17 protein-coding genes are annotated in these 19,350 nt (G+C 61.4%); 4 read left to right on the top strand and 13 right to left on the bottom strand.

What is annotated here, in order from left to right:
* Positions 1–4: 4 nt before the first annotated feature.
* The 5 genes from AB8A50_RS08400 to AB8A50_RS08380 all read right to left on the bottom strand — a co-directional run bounded on the left by AB8A50_RS08400 (position 5) and on the right by AB8A50_RS08380 (position 4,959).
* The gene (locus AB8A50_RS08400; RefSeq protein WP_439077390.1) at positions 5–487 is read right to left on the bottom strand and encodes a hypothetical protein; all 483 of its coding nucleotides are present in this window, start codon (positions 485–487) and stop codon (positions 5–7) included.
* Between the two features lie 6 nt (positions 488–493).
* The gene (locus AB8A50_RS08395) at positions 494–961 is read right to left on the bottom strand and encodes a hypothetical protein (RefSeq protein WP_439077389.1); all 468 of its coding nucleotides are present in this window, start codon (positions 959–961) and stop codon (positions 494–496) included.
* A gap of 58 nt (positions 962–1,019) precedes the next feature.
* A complete protein-coding gene (locus AB8A50_RS08390; RefSeq protein WP_439077388.1) occupies positions 1,020–2,399 on the bottom strand; it encodes a caspase family protein in 1,380 nt (459 codons plus the stop codon).
* A gap of 81 nt (positions 2,400–2,480) precedes the next feature.
* Complete coding sequence (locus AB8A50_RS08385; protein ID WP_439077387.1) at positions 2,481–3,539, bottom strand: alcohol dehydrogenase; 1,059 nt, start codon at positions 3,537–3,539, stop codon at positions 2,481–2,483.
* 106 nt (positions 3,540–3,645) lie between these two features.
* A complete protein-coding gene (locus AB8A50_RS08380; RefSeq protein ID WP_439077386.1) occupies positions 3,646–4,959 on the bottom strand; it encodes an HdeD family acid-resistance protein in 1,314 nt (437 codons plus the stop codon).
* A gap of 95 nt (positions 4,960–5,054) precedes the next feature.
* On the opposite strand from AB8A50_RS08380, the gene AB8A50_RS08375 reads away from it, so the two are divergent.
* Complete coding sequence (locus AB8A50_RS08375) at positions 5,055–6,224, top strand: MFS transporter (RefSeq protein ID WP_439077385.1); 1,170 nt, start codon at positions 5,055–5,057, stop codon at positions 6,222–6,224.
* On the opposite strand, the gene rsmA is transcribed toward AB8A50_RS08375, so the two are convergent.
* From rsmA to lptF, 6 genes are all read right to left on the bottom strand, one after another.
* The gene (gene rsmA / locus AB8A50_RS08370; RefSeq protein ID WP_439077384.1) at positions 6,208–7,080 is read right to left on the bottom strand and encodes a 16S rRNA (adenine(1518)-N(6)/adenine(1519)-N(6))-dimethyltransferase RsmA; all 873 of its coding nucleotides are present in this window, start codon (positions 7,078–7,080) and stop codon (positions 6,208–6,210) included. The genes AB8A50_RS08375 and rsmA overlap by 17 nt on opposite strands.
* A complete protein-coding gene (pdxA, locus tag AB8A50_RS08365) occupies positions 7,077–8,081 on the bottom strand; it encodes a 4-hydroxythreonine-4-phosphate dehydrogenase PdxA (RefSeq protein WP_439077383.1) in 1,005 nt (334 codons plus the stop codon). The genes rsmA and pdxA overlap by 4 nt, the downstream gene beginning before the upstream one ends.
* A gap of 42 nt (positions 8,082–8,123) precedes the next feature.
* Entirely contained in the window at positions 8,124–9,053 is a 930-nt protein-coding gene (locus AB8A50_RS08360; protein ID WP_439079942.1) for a SurA N-terminal domain-containing protein, read from the bottom strand.
* A gap of 94 nt (positions 9,054–9,147) precedes the next feature.
* Positions 9,148–11,589 carry an LPS-assembly protein LptD gene (locus AB8A50_RS08355; RefSeq protein ID WP_439077382.1) on the bottom strand — a complete coding sequence of 814 codons (2,442 nt, stop codon included), beginning with the start codon at positions 11,587–11,589 and terminating at the stop codon, positions 9,148–9,150.
* Positions 11,590–11,639: 50 nt separating this feature from the next.
* Positions 11,640–12,737: an LPS export ABC transporter permease LptG gene (lptG, locus tag AB8A50_RS08350; RefSeq protein WP_175366134.1), complete on the bottom strand. Its 1,098-nt coding sequence runs from the start codon at positions 12,735–12,737 to the stop codon at positions 11,640–11,642.
* Positions 12,734–13,903, bottom strand: a complete 1,170-nt coding sequence (gene lptF / locus AB8A50_RS08345) for an LPS export ABC transporter permease LptF (RefSeq protein ID WP_068731073.1) — start codon at positions 13,901–13,903, stop codon at positions 12,734–12,736. Before lptF ends, lptG begins: the two co-directional genes overlap by 4 nt.
* A gap of 504 nt (positions 13,904–14,407) precedes the next feature.
* On the opposite strand from lptF, the gene AB8A50_RS08340 reads away from it, so the two are divergent.
* From AB8A50_RS08340 to AB8A50_RS08330, 3 genes are all read left to right on the top strand, one after another.
* Positions 14,408–15,910 (top strand): leucyl aminopeptidase, encoded by a 1,503-nt coding sequence (locus AB8A50_RS08340; protein WP_439077381.1) that lies wholly within the window; start codon positions 14,408–14,410, stop codon positions 15,908–15,910.
* A 9-nt stretch (positions 15,911–15,919) separates the two neighbouring features.
* Complete coding sequence (locus AB8A50_RS08335; RefSeq protein ID WP_175366132.1) at positions 15,920–16,372, top strand: DNA polymerase III subunit chi; 453 nt, start codon at positions 15,920–15,922, stop codon at positions 16,370–16,372.
* Positions 16,373–16,456: 84 nt separating this feature from the next.
* Entirely contained in the window at positions 16,457–17,050 is a 594-nt protein-coding gene (locus tag AB8A50_RS08330; RefSeq protein WP_246297406.1) for a hypothetical protein, read from the top strand.
* A 40-nt stretch (positions 17,051–17,090) separates the two neighbouring features.
* On the opposite strand, the gene AB8A50_RS08325 is transcribed toward AB8A50_RS08330, so the two are convergent.
* Positions 17,091–18,953: an ABC-F family ATP-binding cassette domain-containing protein gene (locus AB8A50_RS08325; protein WP_439077380.1), complete on the bottom strand. Its 1,863-nt coding sequence runs from the start codon at positions 18,951–18,953 to the stop codon at positions 17,091–17,093.
* 85 nt (positions 18,954–19,038) lie between these two features.
* Entirely contained in the window at positions 19,039–19,215 is a 177-nt protein-coding gene (locus tag AB8A50_RS08320) for a hypothetical protein (RefSeq protein WP_175366131.1), read from the bottom strand.
* Positions 19,216–19,350: the final 135 nt, after the last annotated feature.

The raw sequence follows: 19,350 nt of genomic DNA, 5'->3' as shown, positions 1-19,350 counted from the left end.
TCGATCATTGCTTGCTGGCTGTCCAGCGACCGGTGCAGCCATTCGACATTTGCATCGAGCCGCCGCCACCGCGGCCGGACAGGCGGCCGGTCATGACCGCACTCACACTGCCGCTGCTGCCGACCCCTTGCAATACGCCGCTCGGACTGATGTTACCGCCCCCGCCGACGCTCCCGCCGGAGATCGTCAATGTGCTGCCGGCGGTTTTGCCAGCGCACACCGCCGACTGACCGGTGAATGCGATCAGCCAGGTGCCATCGAATCTGGCGGCGTTGCCGCCCTCACCAGCGCCGCGGCGGGCTGGAGCTGCACGCTGCTCGGATCGCGGCGGGCGTGCTGGCTTGGCGGCACGCGGCTCGGAGGATGAGCCGGACAGCGTCTTGTTGTCATTGCCGAGACTGCCGCCGGTTGCGCCCTGACTCCATGCGTCGCTGCCGCCGAGTGCGATGATGAGCAGACAGGGGAGGATGATCTGCTGGATTGTCATGGGCGCTTACTGCTTGCTTGCGACCCAGCGGCCCGAGCATCCATCGGATCGCTGGAAAACTCCCGAACCGGTACGGCCGGAGAGGCGACCCTGGCTGGTGACGCGGATGCCGCTGTAGTTTCCGCTTCCGCGCACTGTCCCGTTGGCGCTGACCGGGGCGCTGCCGTCTTTGCCGATCATCCTTCCGTTGGCCACGACGAAGTTTTCCGTGAATGTGTCGGAACAGCCGGAGGTGCCTACGCTCGATATCGACCAGGCGCCGTCGAAATTTCCGCCGCCTCCCGCGCCCTCGCCACGGTTGCGCGACGTGGTTTGACGGCGCGGCGCGCGGCGTTCGGAGCTTTCGCGTTGGACAGGCGCCGCCGATCGGGATTCGGGGGAGGAGCCCGACAGCGTCTTGCTGTCATTGCCAAGGCTGCCGCCGGTTGCGCCCTGTGCCAGCGCTGTGTCTCCCGAAACTGTCAGAATGGCCAAACCAATCAGAATTCCAGATCGAAAAATCATGTTCAATAACTTTCAAAAAAGATCGAACTTACAATTTCGCGTCAGGCCCCATCGTGGCGTTGGCGCAGATGGCGCCGACAATCGGACATGATTTTCCTGTTTTGGTGCATTGATCGATGGCCGCATCGCGCGCCTGTGCAAGTGTGGGCCGCGCGACAAGCGACCAGTTGCCGCCGAGAGCTGCGAATGCACCGCAATTGGCTCCGTAAAACGACAGTTCGAGCGGGCAGGGAGCCGTGCCGCATTGGGCGCGTGCCTTGGTCACGGCTGACTTGCGGGACGGTTGATCCCACGACATGCCCCATTTCTTGTTCTTGATGTCGTAGACGATCGAGCCCCATTGTTTCTGGTCGCTCGCGCTGCGCAAACGTTGCAGCAGGCCCTCGGTCGCCTCTCCCGTTGGTGGCATGCCGCCCTTGACCTGGAAATCGCGGATCGCAACCGCGATTCCATTCTTGCTGTTCAGCGGTTCGGGATCGAAATTCAGCTCATAAAGCCGGTCGCTGATTTCCGTAAGCTTGATTGGATCGGTGATCGGCAATTTGTCGAAGTCGATCCGCGGCGCATCGGGCAGGCGTGCTTCCTGCACGGGCTTCTGCGGTACGACGAGCGGCACGGTGGCGGTTGGTGCCACGAAATAAAACGTGCCGTCGATCGGCGACGACGATACCCATGGCTGTTGCGAGCCGCCGGTGGCGCGCTTCACGGCAAGGCCGACCTGATTGAAGGTCTGGAAAATATCAAGCCCGGCCTGACGCACGGTACTCGCCAATGCCTTGGTATAGGGGCTGTTACCATCGCTGCCGTCCTGCGCCACGCTGCCGGGCTGGGTCGCATAGGAGATCAGGGTGCCTTCCGGTGCGCGCATCTGGGCGAGGCCGCCTTCCGATGCGCGCAGGCCCCGCGACCCGAACGGATTGTTCCGGCATGCGTCCAGGATAACCATGTTGAGCCGCGTGCCAGAGCCCTGCATCTGGCGCAGCACCAGATTGATATCGACCATCTGGAAGTCGACATCCGCCTCGCGGGTGGGATTGGCATTCACCGGCACGAGGTAATTGGAGCCGCTGACCTGCACGCCGTGGCCCGCGTAATAGAACAGGGCGACGTCAGCGCCCTGAACCTGCCGGCCGAAATTCTGCACGGCGAGATCAAGTGCGCTTTTGTCCAGGTCCAATTGCGCAGTGCCGCCGATCAACGTGAAGCCGAGACCGCTCAGCGTCTCCGCCATCAGCTTCGCGTCGTTCTTCGGGTTATCGAGGCGGGTGATGTTCTGGTAGCCGGAGTTGCCGACTACAAGCGCAATGCGCTTCTCGGCCAATGCAGCGCTGACCGAGAGCAGCAAAGTCAGGGCTATCAGCGCGGCAATTCGCGCAAGCGACCTGACCGGTTGGACGAAATGGTCCATGAATCCCATCCTGCAATGGGACATATCCTAGCCCGGATCGCATGAAGCGCAATCCGGGCCAGAGCCTGAGTGCAGTCTAATTCAGTTGGTCAGCATGATCCGGCCGACGACCTTCCCGGCGCGCAGTTCATCGATCCACTTCTGGGCATCGTCCATCGGCTCCGCCTTCATCGGCGTCGGCTTGAGCTTGCCTGCGCGGGCCAGCGCCGTCAGCTCTTTGGCTTCCTCAAGCGTGCCAACCATGAAGCCCTCGATGGTCATGCGCTTATAGATCCATTGCACCATGGGCAGGCTGAACTCGCCGCCCATCAGGCCGGACACCACGATCTTGCCACCCCGCGCCACCGTGGCCACCGCAAAGTTCATGGACTTGTCATTACCAGCAAAGTCGACCACGCCATCGAAGCCGCCATCGTTCTCCTTGACCATCCGCCTGGCGACGTCCGGCTCAGCCGGATCGTAAGCGAAGGCAGCACCGTTCTTCAGCGCGGCTTCGCGTGCGGCGGGGTTGAGGTCGGCCACCGAGATCGGCTGCTTGAACATCGCCTGGGCCAGCGCGAGACCGGCCATGCCGACGCCGCCGAGACCCACCAGCAGCAGGTTGCGCTGTCGCGGGCGATCAACGAGACGCTTGAGCGCGCCATAGGCGGTGATGCCCGAGCACATCAGAGTTGCCGCCATGTTGATCGGTAGCGGATCGTAATCGAGCAGATACTTCTCGTCCGGTACGAGGACATGCGTTGCGAAACCACCGTCGAGCGACACGCCGAGGAAGCGGTTCTTGGCGCAGAGGTTCTCGTCGCCAGCAAGGCAATCGCGGCATTTGCCGCAGCCGATCCACGGGAAGACAGCCTTCTTTTTGCCGATCAGCGATTGATCGCCGTCGGGGCCGACTTCATCGACAATCCCCGCGATTTCGTGGCCGAGTGTGAAGGGCAGGGTCATGCCGCGGGTGGTGTCGAGCTTCTTGCCGCCGCCGAGATCCGCATAGCCGTCCTGGATATGCAGATCGGAATGACACAGCCCGCAGCATTCGATGCGGACGAGTACTTCCTTGCCCTGCGGCTTCGGTGTGTCGACGATGGTTTCGCAGAGCGGAGCGTCGAATTTCACCAGAGACTGGCGTTTCATAAGAGCCATTTTTGTTTTCCCTAGACTTCGTTGCATCCTAGCAATCACAGGATGGGGGCGAGTTCAAGGGTGCCCAAGAGCGCCAGGTTCGCACCTGCGCCACACGTGCAGAAGGTCATGCCGTGCGCGTGCGGGCCCGTGCTGCTCGGCGGATACTGAGCCGTCTGAGGCGCGACCAGTCCGGGGAGATCTGTTCCGGCGTGGGTTCGACCAACACCTGAAGCAGCCGCGCATAGTCGAGGACCAATCCGGGTGTCCAGGCCATTGCTTCGGCGCGCTGCCGCAACACGCCCGCGACCCATAATTCGGGCGTGACCGCGGCCCGGAAAAATGCGCGCCACGGTCGCTCGGTGCGTCCGAGTACGCCTTCGAGCGCCGCATCGAGCGCGTGTGCCACGGCGGTCGAGCAGTTGCGGCTGGTGAGGTTGTAGGTCGTATCAACGCGGTAGGTGCGCCAGAAGTGGCGGACGCGAACGCGATCGATGCGCGTGAAACGGACATGTTCAGTGGCCTCGCACCATCCTTGTGCTTCCTCGGCATAGCTCGGCTGGAAACGGCCGGGCAGGTCGTTCTCGACGCCCGCGCGCAGCACGCGGCCGAACTCATCCGGTGCGCGATCGATTTCGACGGCGGGATAATGGCTGACATAGACATTGGGCGTGAGCTCAAGTGCTGCATGTCCGGTGGAGACGATACCATTGGCGTCGACAGCCGCAATATAGCGGTCCACCAGCGGTCGGCGCCGCGCCCTGCGGCCGGGCCCTGTGGGTGTCCAGACATGCACGACGAGATCGTCCTTGCCGGCATCATCCGGCGTGGCGGGCACCCACAATGCGGTCGGAAACGCGCCGCCCACCAGCATCGAGATCGGTGCATCCGGTGGCAATCGCCGCAAGCGATTAGCCAGCAACATCGTGCTCAGTCCCGATACGATCAGCAACGCGCCGATGTTGAAGCCGATCGTGCCCTCGTACCAGGTCGGCCATGGTTCCAGCGTGGTGGCGGCCAGCATCAGTTCGATCACGCCAGCACCGATTGCCATCCGCCAGTTCTCGAAGCGCACCACCCAGGCACTGACGATGCGCGCGCTGCCGTCGAGCAGCAGCACGCCGCCCAGCAGCATCGCGATCAACAGATTGGAATGACGCGGCTGCGCGATGATAATGACGGCCGGTACGATCAGGATAACGGCCTTGGCGAACTGATAGGGCCGGCGCGTGACGGCAAGCAGGGCAGCCAGCAGGCTGACAATGCCTTCTAGCAGCAGCAGGTAGCCGAAATAGTGCGGTCGCACGATCGTGCTGCCATCGAACGCGTCGATCACGATAGCGAGGCCCAAGGCGGCCCACAGCACGCCGATCGCGAGCAGCAACCGCCAGCGCCGTTGCACCACTTCCGCGCCCAGCAGGAGGAGCAGAAGTCGTATCATCGGTTGCCCATGATCCCAGTTTCCAGGGCCAGATATAGCCAGCGGATGATTAATGTTTTTATGCGAGGAGCTCTGCGTTCATCGTGGGGTCACGCATGCAGTCTTCAGCCGGTTCCATACCCGGTTCCACGCTCTGGTCACGCGCAGCGGTCATCGGAGCGGCGATGATCTTCGGCCTGACTTACAGCCTCAGTGCCGCACTGATTGCGCTGGATCTCGCAGAACGCGGCTCGTCCGACGCGTTCATCGGGGCGAATGCTGCGATGCATGCGGTCGGTGTGCTGGCGATGGCATTTGTACTGCCAAGATTCGCCGCCCGTATCGGCATGCGGCGTATGGTGATCGGTGCGCTGGCCGTCGCTGTTGTGGTGCTCTTGCTGTTTCTGGCCGTGCCGTCGATCTGGCTCTGGTTTCCGCTCCGCATCGTGCTTGGCGCTGCGTCCGAAACCCTGTTCGTGATGTCGGAAACCTGGCTGAACAGCCTGAGCACCGACGCGACCCGTGCCCGCGCCATGGCAGCCTATACAGCCGCGCTTTCGGTTGGTTTCGCGCTGGGGCCGCTCACGCTGTCCCTCGTGGGGACGCAGGGCGCAATGGCCTATTGGGTCGGCGCGGGCTTCTCCATCCTTGCCTTGATGTGTCTGGCGATGCCCGGGATTGCGCAGCCGGTGTTCGATGAACCCGTGGATGCCAATCCGCTGCGCTTCATCATGCTGGCGCCGATCGCGATGGCGGCAACGGTTCTGCATGCAACGGTGGAAAGCGCTGGGCTGTCGTTCCTCGCGCTTTATGCCGTGAAGCTCGGCTGGCTCGAGACCGAAGCGACGCAATTGATGTCGTGCATGATGATAGGCGCCATTGTGCTGCAGCTCCCGATTGGCTGGCTTGGCGACAAGCTCGACCGACGTCGCATGATCATCGCTTTAGCGGGGCTGGCGGTGATCGGTGCGCTCGTGTGGCCATGGGCGCTGTTGTCGCCGTGGACCATCTATCCTTTGCTGTTCGTGTGGGGCGGTGTGTTCGTCGGGATCTATACGATCATGCTGACCATTGTCGGCAGTCGCTTCAGCGGCAGCCAGCTGGTTGGTATCTATGCGGCGATGGGACTGATGCGGGGCGCAGGCGCGCTGATCGGCCCGGTCTTCGCCAGCGCTGCGATGCAGGGACTGACGCATGGGCTGCCGATGTTCGTGGCACTCGCCTGCACATGTTTCATGTGGGCCGCGATCAGGAGCCCGGCGCAGGAGATCAAGGCGTCGGCGTAACGCTCTTGGTTTTTCGGGTCTTGGATAATTCGCGCGCCATCGCGACAAAGCCCGACACCGGAACCGTCTCGGCGCGCCGGGTAACGTCGACATCGGCAGCTGCGGCGAGCCGCTCCGGATCGACGCCGAGGGACTTCAGGCTCTGCCGCAGCATCTTGCGGCGCTGATTGAATGCTGCAGCGGCCACCTGTTCCAGCAGGCGTCGTTCGCAGGCCTCTGGCTCCGCGCGGGGAACGAGGCGCACGACCGATGACGTCACCTTCGGGGGCGGCGTGAAGGCGGCCGGCGAGATGTCGAACAGGATTTTGGTTTCGGCGCGCCAGTTCGACAGCACACCGAGCCGGCCATAAGCCTCGTCATCTTCGACCGCGACGATGCGTTCGGCGACCTCGCGCTGGAACATCAGCACCATCATGTCGTACCAGGGCGGCCACGGCTCGGTGCACAGCCAGTCGATCAGGAGCTGCGTACCGATATTATAGGGGAGGTTGGCGACGATCTTGGCGCGCTCGCCTGATAGCATCGAGCGCGGATCGAAGGTCTGGGCGTCGCCGATGACGATCTCGAGCCGACCAGGATAGTGCGCGGCGATTTCCTTGAGCGGGCCGAGCGCGCGCTCGTCACGCTCGACGGCGATGACGCGCCTGGCGCCGGCGGCCAGCAATGCACGGGTGAGGCCGCCGGGACCGGGGCCAACCTCGATGACCGTGCAATCTTCCAGCGGGCCGGCGGCGCGGGCGATGCGTGCGGTGAGATTGAGATCGAGCAGAAAATTCTGGCCGAGCGATTTGCGCGCCTGCAGATCGAAACGTTTGATGACGTCACGCAGCGGCGGCAGATCGTCGATCCCGCTCATGCGGATTGCGTCGCAGCCATGCGGGCCGCGAGTTTCAGCGCCGCAATCAGGCTCGACGGATTAGCCTTGCCGGTGCCGGCGATGTCGAAGGCGGTGCCGTGATCGGGTGAGGTGCGGATAAAGGGCAGGCCGAGCGTGACGTTGACGCCCTCATCGAAGGCGATGGTCTTGATCGGGATCAGCGCCTGATCATGATACATGCAGATCGCGCAGTCATAGGTCGCGCGGGCTGCCGGATGGAACATGGTGTCGGAGGGCAAAGGCCCGCGTGCGTCGATGCCTTCGTTCTGCAATACGGTGACCGCGTGCATGATGAACGCCTGCTCCTCATCTCCCATCGAACCGTCTTCGCCGGCATGCGGATTGAGGCCAGCAATGGCCAGTCGTGGCCGCTTGATGCCGAAACGGGTCTTCATGTCGTTGACCACGATGCGCGCGGTGGCAGTGATCAGCGGGCCGCTCAGTTGGGCAATAGCATCGCGCAGTGAGACATGGATCGTGACGGGCACCACGGCCAGTTCGGGCGACCACAACAGCATCACCGGCAGCGGGACCTTTCCGTCGCGGGCGGCAAGCTCGGCGAGGAATTCGGTGTGACCAGGGTGAGTGAAACCTGCGCGATAGAGCACACTCTTGGCGATCGGGTTGGTCACGACGGCGCTGGCGTGGCCGGCTTCCACGTCCGCGATCGCCTGACGGATCGAGGCAATGGCTGCAGGCGCGCTGGAAGCGTCAGGACGGCGCGGAGGCGCAGTGACCGTCTGCCCGATCGACACCACCGGCAATGCGTCAGCAAACGTCTCAGTGGTACTGGCGGGCGTTGCATCGGCCAGCCTGACGTCGAGGCCGAGCGTCTTGGCCCGTTCCGCCATGAAGTCACGGTCACCAAGCAGATAGAACGGGGGCAGGTCGAGTTCGTGCCGACGCAGCCAGGCAGCGATGGCAATGTCCGGGCCGATGCCGGCCGGTTCGCCCAATGTCAGCGCAAGAGGTTTGGTCATGGTGCCGCCCTAAGCCAGTCGCGGCCTAAGCCGGATCGGAAACTACCGATATTCGATCATCGCCGCTTTGCGCACTTCCTGCAGGTAGGATTTCGACTTCGCTTCGAATTTGTCGGCAAACATCTTGTCGCGGACTTCTCGCTTCTTCGGTGTATCGACCTTGGTCGGCTTGCGCGCGCATAGAGCGACCATTTCGACGCCCTGACGGGTCACTTCCGGAGGCGTGAGACGTCCGATCGGGGTCTTGTCGAGCAATTCTCGCAGCGACGGCGGCAGATCGGCAGAGGTCTTCACGACCGTATCGCGGATAGTCGCATTCTGCATCGACTTGAAGGTACGGTTGGCGTCTTCGCAGCTCTGGATACGCTCGCGCAGCCCTTCGGCTTCCTTATGCCGCTCTTCCATCATGCCGGACGCCGCACCGCGGGGCACGACCAGCACGACCGGTCGCATCTGATATTCGAACGCTTCGGTCATGGCATCGCCACCGGCGCTCTGGACAGCTGCATCGACTTCTTTTTCGCCGACCTGCAGGCTCTGCTTGAAGCGCCCGCGGACGATCGCGTTCCAGACCATGTCGGCCTTCAAACGGCTTTTCAGCGTGTCCGGGCGGATGCCTTTGGACGCCAGCGACTGCACCAGCTGATCCGGCGTGAGGCGCATGCGCGAGCTCATGTTCTGAAATGCACCATCGACTTCCGAAGCACCGGGATCGACGCTGTATTTCTTGCCTTCCTTGATCTTCACCTTTTCGCTGATCAACTCCTCGATCACGTCCTGGCGGCTGTTCGTCTTCGCGCCGGACAGTGCATTCAACTTGGTGCGCTGCTCGATATCGAAATTGGTGATGGGCTCGCCATTGACCATGACAGCGACGGACTGGGCCCGAGCGGGCGATCCCACGCAAATGAGAAGGGTAACTGCCGTCGCCAAAGTGGCTCGCAGAACGCGTCCGGAAATCATCGTACCCATCATTGTCAAAACCGCGGTGTCAAAGCTCTCTTGAAAGCAGAATTCGCATACATCGCGACGGAAAACGGAGATTTCACGGCACAAAGGACCGATACTAGTAAGTGCCGCCGGTTCCGCTCGCAGACGTGGTATTGCCAATTGTCCGCAGGCCAATCTGGAACATGAATGTATGGCTCAGAACGGGCGGCGTGCTCAGGTTACTCACGTAGTTGTAGGACGTGACATAATTGACGCCGAGCACGAAACAATCGTCCACATAGCCGGCACCGACCGTGTACTGGTTGATCTTGTTGGCCTCAAGGTCCCAGCGCGCGCCACCGGTGACCACCCAGTTCGATGCCAGTTTGATCGAACCGGTGCCGAGGAGGCCTTCGCGGCGAGTGAGGTAGCCCAATTCCGCCTGCGGTGCATAGTTGCCATACATCAGGCTGACCGACCAGCGGTCGAAGCTCGCGCGACCCTCCGCCTCAAAGCGCGAGATGTTGCCGGTTGCTTCGTCGATGCGAGCACGGGTACTGACCGTATAAGTGCGGTTCGGCGAATAGGCGAGGCTGGCGACGTAGTCTGACCGCGAGGTGGCCAGTCCTGAGTTGACGCCGGTGTTGGTCGTATCGGCGACTGCGAACGAGTTCAGGCCGAAAAGTTGATAGGACTGACCGAACAGGACTTTGACGGAACCGCCACGATCAAACTGTGTGGTAGCCTGCACGCCGACGTTGGCGCGACCACCGCCTTCGACACGGTCGTAACCGGAGAACTTGTTGACGCTGAACAGATTGCTCGCGTCGAAGCTCATGCTCTGCGCGTCTTCGTTCGGCAACTTACCGGCGTAGGTTTCGTTCGGACGAATGATGACCTGCGCGATCGGCTCGAGGGTGGTGGTGCCCCATGGCTGAACGTTGATGAACGGATAGCGATATTCGAGGCCTACGGTCGGCATCACCCGCAGCGCGGTCGTGTCGCCGGTCGGCAGGAAGTTGGACACGCCGGGCTGGTTCGAGATCGAGGCATCGATCGCATCGACGCGCAGGATCGCGAACGGCGTGAATATCTGGCCGAACGAGTCCGTATAGGAACGGCGCCACTGAGCTTCACCGGTCACGCGGGTATAGGTGCCAGGAATGCCGTTCATCAGGCAATTGGTTGGCGTTCTCGCGAGCGGATCTGCGGAAGTCAGATTGCACAATCCGTTGGTATTGGCGAGTGATGTGATCGGCGTGAATGAGGCCTGATCACGGCTCAGACTGGTCATGTTGAACTTGTAACTGAACTCGCCGCCCAGAATGTTCTGGTTGAGCACATTATTGTAATCGATCACCGGGTGAATGACCGGGACCTGGCTCTGATTACCGGAGAAGCTCAGATAGTAGATCGTGCGTGCATCGAAGAAGCTACGCTTGCCGACGCCCGTCAGATAGAGTTGCGAAACGGCTTCCGTCTGCAGGTTCAGGAACGAGGCGTACGGATCCTTGTACATGGACAAGCGATAGTCCTGCAGGAAGTTGTAATCGCTGAGTGCGACCGCGTCCCAGCCCCAGACCCATTTGTCGTTCAGCGCGAACTGGCCTTTGGACTCGACTCCGCCGCGCCAGTCCTTCTGACCAACCGTGTTAGCGTATGCATTCGGATCCTGCTGATTGATGCCATAGGCGCGGATCTGGTAGGCGCCGTCCATCAGTCGCTGGCGGAATTCGCCCTGCATCAACAAGCCCTGCTTGCTGGTATAGCGCGGCGAGAACGTCGCGTCGTAGTCGGGGGCGATCGCCCAATAGAATGGGGTTTCGACACCGAAACCGTAATTGGTGTTCTGCGACGGCATCGGCATCAGGAAGCCGGTCTTGCGCTTCACCGTCGGATCGGGCGTCGAAAAATACGGGATATAGGCGAGGGGAACGCCGAAGAACTCGATCCGGGCGTCCTCGAAATACATCATCTTTTCGGTCTGGTCGTGGATGACACGGGCACCCTTGACCTGCCACAGCGGCGGCTTCTTCGGATCTTCCTTACAGGCGGCGCAGGCCGTGTAGACACCGTTCTGGAACACGGTGTAGTTGCCGGCGGTGCGCTCGGCGCGCGTCGCGGCCATGCGTGTCGCATCCGCGGTATCGACACGGAGCGAATCCACGAAACCGTCGCGGTAGTCGTCGCTGAGATCGAGCAGGTTGGCATAGGTGATCTTGCCGTCGGCGTCCGTCATGCGGACATTGCCTTCGGCGTGCAGGCGCTTGGTCTTCTGGTCGTAGATGACCTTGTCGGCTTCGACGGACGTACCGTTGTAATACATCTGCACGCTGCCGACTGCGGCGACGCGCGAGTTGTTATAGTCGTAATTGACCTCGGTGGCCTGCACCAGCATCTGCCCGGTCTGGGCGGCAGGCGGCGGCTTAGGCCGGGTGGCGGGGCGATTGTAGGTGAAACTCTGGGCAGCCGCCGGCGTTGTCGTCGCGACGCCAAAGCCAGTCGAGAGACCCAAAACGGTTGCGAGCACCGGGGCCAGTACGCCAGACGTGCAAAACCGGTCACCGCGCGTGGTCATGCGCAGCTTCCAATCAAATGCCTGCTCACGGAGGGCGGCAAACACAGCCACTATCCGTCCTCCTGGTACAACAAGGCCAAAAAGCCGGTGAGGCCGCCCACACACACAGGCAGCCACGCCGCAGCAATCGGATGCATCAACTCAGCCTTGCTCAAATCTTCCGTAACTTTCGACAGGACGTAGAGCAGAAAGCCTGCGCCCACGCCACTCAAAACCATCTTCTGGACACCGCCCATCCGAAAGAACCTCAGGCTCACGGAAGCAGCCAGCATCACCATCGCAACCAGCAAAAACGGCTGTGCGATAAGCTTATGATACTGCAAGCGATACCCCGCCGTCGCGAAACCCGAACTCTCTGAGGATTTGATATACGAAGGAAGTTGCCAAAATGACACTGTTTCGGGGGTCGAAAAACTGTTTCTGACCTGCAGCGGGGTCAGGGTCGTGGCCAGGTACATGCTGTCCTGCTCGACCACGGGCGAATCGAGGGTGTAGCGTCGCACCCCTTTGAACAACCAGCGGCCGGGCTCCAGCGATGCCTCGCGAGCTTCGATCCGTTCCTTGAATTGGGATTCGGTGTCGAACCGGAACACGGTCAGGCCGGTCAGGCGGACGCCTTGCTGCTCGCTGCGGGCGGCATTGATGATGGATTGGCCCTCGCGGTTGACCTGGTTGATCCAGAAGCCGGAGGCGTCCTGGACGCCGCCGCCCGGCGCATCGCCGAACATCTGGGCCTCCATCCGCTTCGATTCCTCGCGCAGGTTGGCCGACAGGGGATTGTAGCCCACAGTCGCCAGCACGCCCAGGATGAGAGCGCTGGCCAGTGCAGGGGAAATAAATTGCCAGGCCGAGACGCCGGCGGCGCGGGCGACCACCAATTCGAGCCGCCGCGACAGCGCGAGATAACAGGTCATGGCGCCGATCAGGATGCAAAACGGCATCATCTTCTCAAGCAACTGCGGCACCCGGTACAGCGACGTCTGCGCCACCATCAGAGCGGAGGCCGAGGCCAGCCCGGAGGTGCGCCTGACCATCTCGATGTAGTCGACCAGCACCAGCAGCATGAAGATACTGGTGAACACGCCCAAGGCTGCCACCAGGAAGCGACCCGCGAAATACCTGCCGATGGTGTTGGTGATCATGCTCATGCGGCGGCTGGCCGTCGGAAGAGGCGCAACAACCGCTCGTTGGATCTGTTGATTGCTTCCACCAGCTTGGCCGGCGGTTCCACCACAATCCCGGCTGAGATGATCCAGAAGCTGACGCCGATCGCTGTCGCCAGCAAGGCATATTGAAGCGGTGCGGCGAAGTCCGATTTCGCTGCCACGACGGAGCAAGCAAAGCCCGCCATGCGCAGGCCGAACACCGCGGCAATCGCGCTGCCCATCGAGAAGTTGCGGCTTTGCCGCGTGGTCCGTGGCGAGCCCAGGAATGCAAAGGTCAAGGCGGCAAAGGCCAGCGGATAGATCGGCGCCATCAAGCGGTCGTGCATCTCGGCGCTAAACTGCCGCGGGACCTGCTTGTAAAGCGGGTCATCCACGGGCGGCACCATCAATTCCCAGAGATACCGTTCGCGAATTCCGTAGGTGACGTCCTGGCTGCGATTGGAGAATTTCGACATATCGAAAGCATAGCGGCCGAACGCCACCATGGCGGGGTCGGTCTTACCCGTCTCAAAGCGCTGCAGATTGCCGTCTTCCAGAATCAGGAACGAACCATCCTTGTTCTTCAGCACCGTGCCATGGTCGGCAATGATGGTGACGCGCTCTTTGGGATCGCGACGATCATCAACAAAAATCCCGACCAGTAATCCGCCGGGCTGACGCTCCCGGACGCGGATAGTCAGGTTCTGATCGAGCTGAGCGAAGCGGCCTGGCTGCAGGATATTCGCCAGAACGTCGGCCGTGATCTCGGCGTCCCAGCGCTTCAGCCGGCGCATGCCATCCGGTGCCAGATATGAGCCAATGAATGCCACGAGCAACGATACGACCATTGTCGCGAACAGGAAGGGACGAAACAGCCGTCGCGGCGACAGGCCGGCGGCATTCATGACGATGATTTCGGAGTCGGTCGCGAGCTTGGTCAGGGTGTGGGACACCGCGATCATCAGGGCGATTGGAGCAATGATCAGAACGAGAACGGGAATCGCCAGGCTGGTGACGCCGAGGAAGGTCAGAATGGTCTGACCCTGGCTCGTCATCAGGTCGATTCCGCGCAACGCTTGCGTGATCCAGATCACGCCCGTCAGGCTGACCAGAACCACCGCAAACGACGCCAGCGTCGTGCGGAAAATATACCTGTCGATAGACCCCATCGGTCCGATCAATCCCCATTCCGGCCGTTAAAGCTGCCGGCATGCCCAATCCCGCGAGGGGACCCCCAAAACGACATGCCGCGACCTTCACAAGCCCATCATCTCACTTAGCATCCCTTTGATTGGTCAACAAAATGGCCGGGGGATGGCTCGCTCAAGATATGGTTAATTATGTGCCTGATGTGTCCCTTGGGCCACTGAAATGCTTCGCAACCAGCGTGACGACGAGGAGACGGATCCGTCGGTGGGGCCTATTCGTTGGCAAGACCGTCACCTAAGGTCAGAGTCGACACATTCGGACACAGGCAATGCCCGAATCGTGGGTTACGGGCGGTTTGGTTTCCCTCGGGGGAAACACAAGAAACTATCGATCCTTGGCGGTTTCGGTCAGAACCTGTCTTGACGGTTCACGCTGCGGCGACAACAAAACACTTCAACCCCGCCGCACTGACCGGATTCCGCGCCGACCCCTGCGACAGCCCTGATCTTCTGGAGGAATTTGCCATGTCCGACGCCGTCAAGGTCGGCTTCGTCCCGTTTGCCACTGCTGCGCGCGGTGCTCTTGTGGTGTTCTGCGACGAAACGCTGAAATTCGGTCCTGCCGCGACCAAGGCTCTCGGGGACGCCGCAGCAACGGTGAAGCGCGCGGCTACAACCAGCAAGTTCAAGGGCAAGAGTGCATCGACGCTCGACATCCTGGCCCCGGACGGCATCAAGGCGTCGCGTCTCATCGTGATCGGCACCGGCAAGCCGGCCGATCTGAAGGAGACCGATCTGCTGAAATTTGGCGGCGTGCTCGCCGGCAAGGTCGGCGGCAGCAATGAGGCGGTGACCGTCATCGCGGAGCTGGCTTCGGGTGCAATGACGCCGGAGCAGGCGGCATCGGTCGCCTCCGGCGTATTGCTGCGCGCTTACAAATTCGATCGTTACAAGACCAAGAAGAAGGATGCTGACGAGACGCCCGGCAGCGTCGCGGTTTCGTTGGCCGTCGGTGACGTCGCCGCAGCCAAGAGGGCCTTTGTGCCGGGCAATCATATCGTCAACGGCGTCGTGCTGGCCCGCGAGCTCGTGAATGAGCCGCCGAATGTGCTGTTTCCCGCCGAATTCGCGCGACGCGCCGGTGAGTTAAAGAAGCTCGGCGTCACGGTCGAAGTGCTCGACGTCAAGGCGATGACCAAGCTTGGCATGGGCGCGCTGCTCGGCGTGTCCCAAGGATCTGTGCGTCCCGGCCGTATGGTGGTGATGCGCTGGAACGGTGGCAAGAAGGGCGAGCAGCCCGTGGCCTTCATCGGCAAGGGCGTGACCTTCGATACCGGCGGCATCTCCATCAAGCCGGCCGGCAGCATGGAAGACATGAAGGGCGATATGGGCGGCGCAGCCTGCGTCGTTGGCCTGATGCATGCACTTGCGGGCCGCAAGGCCAAGGCCAATGTGGTTGGCGCCATCGGCATCGTCGAAAACATGCCGGATGGCAACGCGCAGCGTCCGGGCGACATCGTGACGTCGATGTCCGGTCAGACCATCGAAATCATCAACACCGACGCTGAAGGTCGCCTCGTACTGGCCGATGTGCTCTGGTATGTGGCGAAGAAGTTCAAGCCAAAATTCATGGTCGATCTGGCGACGCTTACCGGTGCGATCATGGTCGCGCTCGGTACCGAATATGCTGGCATGTTCTCCAACAATGATGAACTCGCAGAGCGTCTGTCCACCGTGGGACAGACCACCGGCGAACGTGTCTGGCGGATGCCGCTCGGTCCGGAATACGACAAGCAGATCGACTCGCAATTCGCCGACATGAAGAACACCGGCACGCGCAATGGCGGCTCGATCACTGCGGCGCAGTTCCTGCAGCGTTTCGTCGACGATACGCCGTGGGCGCATCTCGATATCGCCGGCACCGCCATGGGCGCGCCGAAGACAGAGATCAATCAGAGCTGGGGCTCGGGTTACGGCGTGCGGCTGCTGGATCGGCTTGTGGCCGACTATTACGAGGCGAAGAAGTAGTCCGACACGATGACCGAGGTCCTGTTCTATCACCTGCAGAACATGACGCTGGAGAGCGTGCTGCCACCGCTGCTCGAGAAGTCACTCGAGCGCGGCTGGCGTGTCGTCGTGCAATCCACGTCAGAAGAACGCGCCGATGCGCTCGATGCGCATTTGTGGACCTATCGTGATGATTCATTTCTGCCGCACGCCACCTGGCGTGTGGCGGACGCTGCGGATCAGCCGATCATTCTCGCGATCGAAGAGGGGAATCCCAATCGTGCCCAGGTCCGGTTCCTTGTGGACAGCGCAGCAGTGCCGGCGGATGCCGACGGCTATGAGCGCATGGTGCTGGTATTTAACGGTGACGATTCCGATGCGCTCGCTGCAGCGCGAGCAGCCTGGACTGATTGTAAGGCGAGGGGCTTTACGGCCACTTACTGGCAGACCGATGAACGTGGCCGGTGGCAGCGCAAGAATTAGCTGCCGATTGGCGATCTGCTGCAATTAATGATAATTGTAGATTTCCTCACCGGTATCTGCCGCTGTGTCATGGTGGTGCCGCAAATGAATGATGTTACAGGCGCTTATCGCCTGTCTTGGGGTTGCGTAATCGTGCGACAAGAAAAGCTTCATCGAAACGGTCTGCTCGTGCTGCTGCTTGCTGCGCCATTGCTTGCTGGCTGCGCCGGCGTGGGCGGTGACGCATTCTCCACGGACCTGCTGTCCAAGGATGCCGACTGGTTCTCCAAGCCAGGTCGCGTGTTCATCAAGAATGTTTCGATTGAGACGCCGCCGCTGTCGCCTGAGCAGGCCGTCAGTCCGCAGGATCTCATCAGCGCTGACGGTGCGTGCCCGGGCATGGCGCCGCGTGATGCCAACGCGCTTGCCGATGGTACCGCAGGTGCGCCGGTTCAAACTGGCGTCGTGGCGCTCGGCCATACCGAATGCGACGTGGCGCGTGGTGCAGGCGCACCCGACAATGTCAGTCTCTCGACCAGCCCGCGCGGCGATCGCGTTGCCGTGCTGACCTATCTGCGCGGTCCGCGCGCTGGCATCTATACGTTTACCGCCGGTCGTCTGACCGTGGTCGAACGCGGTCCGGAAGTTGAGCAGCCGAAGACCGCGCGTCCGAAGGCGAAGAAGCGCGCCGCGACCTGATCTTTTCGTGATGATGTCGAAGTAAGCGACGGCTGCGTTTTCAGCCGTTCGCTTCTTCATGCAGAGAACTCGCGCTCAGCCATTGCTCTTCGGCGCGTTGCAATGCGTCCGCCGCAGCGGCGCGCGCTTTGGTGAGTTGCGTGGCCTGCTTCGGATCTTTCTTGAACAGGTCAGGCAATGCGAGCGCAGTATCGATCTTGGCGATGATGGCGGTGATCCGCTCCATCTCGGATTCTGCTTCGGCGACCTGCTGCTTGAGCGGGACCTTCTTTTCTTTAGGCTTCGCCAGCTTTTCGCGGTCCGTGTTTGCGCGGTCGCGTGTCGGCGCGCGCATGCCGCGGGCTTGCATGACGACTTTGCGATAGTCGTCGAGATCGCCGTCGAAATTGGTGACGGTGCGGTCGGCCACGACCCAGAGCTGGTCTGCGCAGGCCTCGATCAGATAGCGATCATGCGAGACCATGATCACCGCGCCAGGGAATTCGTTGATCGCTTCGGCAAGTGCCGCACGGCTGTCGATATCGAGATGGTTGGTCGGTTCGTCCAGGATGATCATGTTCGGACCGTAGAAAGTCGCGAGCCCCAGCAGTAACCGCGCCTTTTCGCCGCCGGACAGGCTTTTTACGATCGTATCTGCGGCTTTGCCGGAAAAGCCGATATTGCCGGCACGCGCGCGGATTTTCGATTCCGGCATGTCGGGCATCAGCTTGCGCACGTGATCATAGACGGAGTTGTCCATCACCAGCTCGTCGAGCTGATGCTGGGCGAAGTAAGCAATCGACAGTTTGTCGGCGCGCGTAATCGATCCCGAAAATGGCTTCAGCTTGTTTGCCAGCAGCTTGACCAGCGTCGACTTACCGTTGCCGTTGGAGCCGAGCAGGGCAATGCGATCCTCGGTATCGATGCGAAGTGTCACCTGATTGAGCACCGGCTTGCCGGGCTCATAGCCGACCGACACATTGTCCACCGCGAGAATCGGCGGCGACAGGATCTTCTCGGGCGCAGGGAAGACGATCTCGCGCACGTCTTGCGTTACTAGCGCCGAGATTGGCTTCATGCGCTCAAGCATCTTGACGCGCGATTGTGCCTGACGTGCCTTGGAGGCCTTGGCCTTGAAGCGATCGACGAAGTCCTGCAGCCGCTTGCGCTCGGCTTCCTGACGCTTGACGTTCTTGGCGTCGAGCGCCTCTTTGTTGGCGCGGAACTCTTCGTAATTTGAGTAAGTCCCGCGATAATGCACGAGCTTGCCACGGTCGAGATGCAGGATCTCGTTCACCGACGTATCGAGCAGGTCGCGGTCATGGCTGATGACGATGACCGTGCGCGGATAATTAGCGAGATGGTCCTCGAGCCACAGCGTGCCTTCGAGATCGAGATAGTTGGTCGGTTCGTCCAGCAACAACAGATCCGGCGCCGAGAACAGCGTCGCTGCAAGTGCCACGCGCATGCGCCAGCCACCGGAGAATTCAGAACAGGAGCGCAACTGGGCTTCCGCCGAAAAGCCAAGGCCGCTCAGGATCGCTGCGGCGCGAGCGGGCGCGGAATGCGCATCGATATCCACAAGGCGGGTCTGGATGTCGGAAATGCGCTCCGGATCGGAGGCGGTCTCGGCTTCCTTCAGCAGTGCGTCGCGCTCGATATCGGCTTTCAAGACGACGGAGATCAGGCTTTCGGGGCCGTCCGGCGCCTCCTGGGCGAGGCTGCCAATACGCCAGCGGGGCGGAATCGAGATACTTCCGGTTTCGGTGGCCAGATCGCCGCGAATGGCGTGAAAAAGCGTCGATTTACCGACGCCGTTGCGGCCGACGAAACCCACGCGGGCTCCCGGCGCAATCTGTACCGTGCTCTCGTCAATGAGCAGGCGTCCGGCAATCCGGATCGAAATGTCTGTGATGGAAAGCATGCGGGGTTGTCACCGCTGCGACGCACAAAGGCAACCCCGATTTGCTCGCTGCTGGTGCGAGGAAGGTCAATTATGCCGTCAGCGGCTACCGCTTTTCGTCCTGCTGCCGCATCCGGTCGATCAACGTCTGGAGATGGGAGGGCAGGGTGTCATCATCCGACCCGATATCACGGCGCAACCGCTCGCCGATGGCATTGCAGATCGCCACGCTGGTGGTGCGGTCGATGTGTTCTTCGCCATCATTGATGAACTGGTTCTGCATTGTCTTCCCGGCGCTCGTGGCAGTTGAATGACACTAAGGCAAGTCGTCCGGGCCGAAATTGTTTCAAGATTTATGGATTTGAGGCTGTTTGAGTCAAAATTCGATGAATCGTTGATGGATCTGCCAAGAAAAAGC

The sequence above is a fragment of the Tardiphaga sp. 841_E9_N1_2 genome (assembly GCF_051811065.1).
Taxonomy (GTDB): domain Bacteria; phylum Pseudomonadota; class Alphaproteobacteria; order Rhizobiales; family Xanthobacteraceae; genus Tardiphaga; species Tardiphaga robiniae.
The sequence above is the reverse complement of the archived record's forward strand: the minus strand, read 5'-3'. Positions and strand labels throughout refer to the sequence as shown.

Bases quoted from the DNA above. Each gene is read 5' to 3' on its own strand.
- lptF (WP_068731073.1), bottom strand. From the start codon at position 13,903: ATGGGGTCTATCGACAGGTATATTTTCCGCACGACGCTGGCGTCGTTT.
- AB8A50_RS08380 (WP_439077386.1), bottom strand. From the start codon at position 4,959: ATGATACGACTTCTGCTCCTCCTGCTGGGCGCGGAAGTGGTGCAACGG.
- AB8A50_RS08320 (WP_175366131.1), bottom strand. From the start codon at position 19,215: ATGCAGAACCAGTTCATCAATGATGGCGAAGAACACATCGACCGCACC.
- AB8A50_RS08325 (WP_439077380.1), bottom strand. From the start codon at position 18,953: ATGCTTTCCATCACAGACATTTCGATCCGGATTGCCGGACGCCTGCTC.
- rsmA (WP_439077384.1), bottom strand. From the start codon at position 7,080: ATGAGCGGGATCGACGATCTGCCGCCGCTGCGTGACGTCATCAAACGT.
- AB8A50_RS08390 (WP_439077388.1), bottom strand. From the start codon at position 2,399: ATGGACCATTTCGTCCAACCGGTCAGGTCGCTTGCGCGAATTGCCGCG.
- AB8A50_RS08400 (WP_439077390.1), bottom strand. From the start codon at position 487: ATGACAATCCAGCAGATCATCCTCCCCTGTCTGCTCATCATCGCACTC.
- AB8A50_RS08330 (WP_246297406.1), top strand. From the start codon at position 16,457: ATGAATGATGTTACAGGCGCTTATCGCCTGTCTTGGGGTTGCGTAATC.
- AB8A50_RS08385 (WP_439077387.1), bottom strand. From the start codon at position 3,539: ATGGCTCTTATGAAACGCCAGTCTCTGGTGAAATTCGACGCTCCGCTC.
- AB8A50_RS08360 (WP_439079942.1), bottom strand. From the start codon at position 9,053: ATGGGTACGATGATTTCCGGACGCGTTCTGCGAGCCACTTTGGCGACG.
- pdxA (WP_439077383.1), bottom strand. From the start codon at position 8,081: ATGACCAAACCTCTTGCGCTGACATTGGGCGAACCGGCCGGCATCGGC.
- AB8A50_RS08335 (WP_175366132.1), top strand. From the start codon at position 15,920: ATGACCGAGGTCCTGTTCTATCACCTGCAGAACATGACGCTGGAGAGC.
- lptG (WP_175366134.1), bottom strand. From the start codon at position 12,737: ATGAGCATGATCACCAACACCATCGGCAGGTATTTCGCGGGTCGCTTC.
- AB8A50_RS08340 (WP_439077381.1), top strand. From the start codon at position 14,408: ATGTCCGACGCCGTCAAGGTCGGCTTCGTCCCGTTTGCCACTGCTGCG.
- AB8A50_RS08375 (WP_439077385.1), top strand. From the start codon at position 5,055: ATGCAGTCTTCAGCCGGTTCCATACCCGGTTCCACGCTCTGGTCACGC.
- AB8A50_RS08355 (WP_439077382.1), bottom strand. From the start codon at position 11,589: ATGACCACGCGCGGTGACCGGTTTTGCACGTCTGGCGTACTGGCCCCG.